This is a genomic window from Streptomyces sp. AF1A, from assembly GCF_047340315.1.
Taxonomy (GTDB): Bacteria; Actinomycetota; Actinomycetes; order Streptomycetales; family Streptomycetaceae; genus Streptomyces.
Genome location: NZ_JBLEBI010000340.1, coordinates 1 through 2,674, shown reverse-complemented (window position 1 = coordinate 2,674; position 2,674 = coordinate 1). Strand labels below are relative to the sequence as shown.

At 77.6% G+C, this 2,674-nt stretch carries 2 protein-coding genes; both read left to right on the top strand.

Going from position 1 to position 2,674, the window contains the following annotated elements; translation table 11 throughout:
• Positions 1–91: 91 nt before the first annotated feature.
• Positions 92–1,408 carry an L-seryl-tRNA(Sec) selenium transferase gene (gene selA / locus ACLU3S_RS36615; RefSeq protein WP_413956290.1) on the top strand — a complete coding sequence of 439 codons (1,317 nt, stop codon included), beginning with the start codon at positions 92–94 and terminating at the stop codon, positions 1,406–1,408.
• Positions 1,408–2,674 (top strand): GTP-binding protein (locus ACLU3S_RS36610; RefSeq protein WP_413956289.1); only part of this gene is annotated, 1,267 nt, incomplete at its 3' end. The genes selA and ACLU3S_RS36610, both read left to right, overlap by 1 nt.

The following is a 2,674-nucleotide window of genomic DNA, read 5'->3' as shown; positions in this document are numbered from 1 at the left end:
GGAGCAGCGGGTGGCGCCGCGGTCGGCGGGCGCGGGACATGAGGAGACCGGATCGGCCGGCGCCGGTCCGGGCGGCACGCCCCCGCCCGCTGTGCAGGACACCGGCGCCCGCCGCCGCATCCCGCGCACCGACCGGCTGCTGCGCGAGCCCCGCCTGGCCGCGGCCGTGGACCGGCTCGGCGCGGCGGTGGTGAAACAGGCCGTCCGGGAAGCGCAGCAGCGGGCCCGCGCGGGCGGCCTCCCGCCCGAACAGGTCGCCGAGGCGGCGCTGGCCCTGCTGCCCGGCACCGCGAGCGGGCTGCGCCCGGTGATCAACGCCACCGGGGTGCTGCTCCACACCAACCTCGGCCGCGCACCGCTGTCGGCCGCCGCCCGCCAAGCCGTCCAGGAGGCGGCCGGACCCACGGACGTGGAACTCGACCTGACGGCCGGAACCCGGGCCCGCCGCGGACGCTCCGCCCTGGCCGCGCTGCACTCCCGGGTGCCGTCCGCCGGGGCCGTCCACGTCGTGAACAACGGGGCCGCTGCGCTCGTCCTGGCCGCCACCGCGCTCGCGGCCGGCAGGGAGATCGTCGTCAGCCGGGGCGAGATGGTGGAGATCGGCGACGGCTTCCGCCTGCCCGACCTGCTCGTGACGACCGGCGCCCGGCTCCGCGAGGTCGGCACCACCAACCGCACGACGGCCGCCGACTACGCCGGCGCGATCGGCCCCGACACCGGGTTCGTGCTGAAGGTGCACCCCTCCAACTTCCGCATCACCGGTTTCACCCGCTCCGCCGAGGTCGCCGAGCTCACCGGCCTCGGTGTCCCGGTCGTCGTCGACATCGGCTCCGGGCTGCTCGCCCCGCACCCGGCGCTGCCCGACGAACCCGACGCCGCCACCCAGCTGCGCGCGGGCGCCGCCCTCGTCACCGCGAGCGGTGACAAACTGCTCGGCGGACCCCAGTGCGGACTGCTGCTCGGCGACCAGGACCTGGTCCACACCCTCGCCCGTCATCCGCTGGCCCGCGCCCTGCGCGTCGACAAGCTCACCCTGGCCGCCCTGGAGGCCACCCTCACCGGCCCACCCACCCCGACGGCCCTCGCCCTCACCTGCGATCCGGGCCGCCTCCGCGCCCGAGCCGAGCGGCTCGCGGCCGAGCTGGGCGCCCACGGCATCGACGTACGGGCCGTCGACAGCAGCGCCACCGTCGGCGGCGGCGGCGCACCCGGGGTCACCCTGCCCAGCGCGGCGCTCTCCCTGCCCGAGCCGTACGCCGCCGCGCTGCGCACCGGCCCGGTCCCGGTTGTCGGGCGCCTGGAGGCCGGACGCTGCCTGCTGGACCTGCGGGCGGTGCCCGCGGAGGACGACGAACGGCTCGCGCGGGCCGTGCGGTCGGTGCCGCCCACGGCGGAAGGGCGGGCGTGATGCGGGTCCTCGCCACCGCCGGCCATGTCGACCACGGCAAGTCCGCCCTGGTGCGGGCCCTCACCGGCATGGAGCCCGACCGCTACGAGGAGGAGCGCCGCCGGGGCCTCACCCTCGACCTCGGCTTCGTGTGGACCCGGCTCACCCCCGACGGGGACCACCTCGCCTTCGTCGACGTGCCCGGGCACGAGCGGTTCGTGCCGACCATGCTGGCCGGCGTCGGACCCGTCCCCGCCGTGCTGTTCGTCGTCGCCGCCGACCAGGGTTGGCAGCCGCAGTCGCAGGAGCACCTGGCCGTACTGGACGCGCTCGGCGTCCGGCACGCCGTCCTCGCCGTGACCCGCAGCGACCTCGCGGACCCCGACCCCGTGCGCGCCGACGCCGTCGAGCGCCTCGCCCGGACCTCCCTCGGCACGGTGGCGTCGGTCCCCGTGAGCGCGGTCACCGGCACGGGTCTGGACGCCCTGCGCGGTGAACTGGCCCGTCTCGCACTGGAGTTGCCCGATCCCGACCCCGACGCAGACGTGCGGCTGTGGCTGGACCGGTCCTTCACCGTGCGCGGCCACGGCACCGTGGTGACCGGCACCCTCGGCGCGGGCACCCTGCGCGTCGGCGACCGGCTGGTCACCGGGGACGGCTCGGCGGCGCTGCGGGTGCGCGGGCTGCAGAGCCTCAACCAGGACCGCGAGGCGGTCACCGGGGTGGCCCGGGTGGCGGTCAACGTCCACGGCCAGGGAGACGGCACCCTGCGCCGCGGGCAGGTGCTGCTGACCCCGGACCGCTGGTCGGCGACTGAGCTGATCGACGTCCGGGTCTCCGGCGAGCCGGTGGCCGACCTGCCCCGCCACGTCACCCTGCACATCGGCACGGCCGCCGTGCCGGTGACCGTCCGCCCCCTCGGCACGGACACCGCCCGGCTCACCCTCGGCCGGAAACTGCCTCTGCGCGTCGGTGACCGCGCGGTGCTGCGCGAGCCCGGCGGCAGCCGGACGCCCAGCGGGGTCACCGTCCTCGACGTACGGCCGCCCGGGCTGACCCGGCGCGGCGCCGGCCGGGCCCGCGCCGCCGAACTGGCCGCCCTGACCGGCCGCCCCGACGGAGCCGGCGAACTGCGCCGCCGCAAGCTGATCCGGCGCGCCGACCTGCACGCGATGGGCGTGCCCGCGCCCACCGAACCGGTCACCGGCGACTGGCTCGCCGACGAGTCGTACTGGCACACCCTGAAGGACCGGCTGGTCGACGAGGCCGAGCGGCACGCCCGCGCGC